Source organism: Actinoplanes sp. TBRC 11911 (assembly GCF_012933445.1).
In the GTDB taxonomy this organism is placed as follows: Bacteria; Actinomycetota; Actinomycetes; order Mycobacteriales; family Micromonosporaceae; genus Actinoplanes.
In genome coordinates, this window is record NZ_JABBNC010000080.1 from 1 (window position 1) to 1,086 (window position 1,086).

Consider the following 1,086-nt stretch of genomic DNA (forward strand, 5'->3'; position numbering starts at 1 on the left):
CTTCCGCTCAAGTCGTGGTTGCAACACCGTCGTTTTCCCTGGTAGGGGGTGGTGTTGTGGCGACTCGGTTGTCGTTGCGGGAGCGGGAACAGATCGGTTTGGGTCGGGCGGCGGGTGAGTCGATCCGCCAGATCGCGCGGGCGTTGGGGCGGGCACCTTCGACGATCAGCCGGGAAGTCGCCCGTTACGAGAAGTACGGCGTGCAGTATCTGCCGTCGCGGGCGGACTACGCCGCGTGGCAGCGGCACCGGCGGGCGAAACGCCCGGCCCGGCTGGCCGTTGATCCGATATTGCGTGAAGTCGTGCTCGAGGGGCTGCGCCGGCGATGGTCACCGCAGCAGATCGCCGCGCGGCTACGCCTCGACTACGCCGACCGACCGGAGATGCGGGTGTCCCACGAAACCATTTACCAAGCCATCTACCTGCAAACCCGGGGCAACCTGCGCGCCGAACTGTCCCGGCAGGTCGCGTTACGCTCCGGCCGCGCCCGGCGCCGGCCCAAACCACAACCCGCCGGGCCGGTGCGCTCCAGCAGGCCGTGGCTGGGCATGAACATCAGCAAACGTCCCGCCGAGGCCACCGACCGGGCCGTGCCCGGGCACTGGGAAGGCGACCTGCTCGAAGGCACCCGTAAAGGCGGCGGCTCCTCGGCGATCGCCACCCTGGTGGAGCGCTCCACCCGCTTTGTCATCCTGGTCGGGCTGCCCGAAGGCAAACTCTCCGACCACGTCGCCGCTCAGCTCGCCGCCGCGATGGCCTGGCTACCGCAACGGCTACGCGCCTCCCTGACCTGGGACCAGGGCACCGAGATGGCCGCGCACCGCCGGTTCACCCTCGCGTCCGGCTGCCCGGTCTACTTCTGCGACCCGCACCACCCCTGGCAGCGTGGCACCAACGAGAACACCAACGGCCTGCTACGCCAGTACTTCCCCAAAGGACACTTCGACTTCACCACCATCGGCCAAACCCACCTCGACCACGTCGCCGACGAACTTAACGGCCGCCCCCGCCAAACCTTGAACTGGCTCAAACCAGCTGAAAAGATGGCAGAACTGCTAGGCGTTGCAACCAGATCTTGAAATCGGC

1 protein-coding gene is annotated in these 1,086 nt (G+C 67.5%); it reads left to right on the plus strand.

Annotated elements, in window-relative coordinates; genetic code table 11:
• The first annotated feature begins 56 nt into the window (after window positions 1-56).
• Window positions 57-1,079: an IS30 family transposase gene (locus HH310_RS42985; protein ID WP_211193343.1), complete on the plus strand. Its 1,023-nt coding sequence runs from the start codon at window positions 57-59 to the stop codon at window positions 1,077-1,079.
• Window positions 1,080-1,086 lie beyond the last annotated feature (7 nt).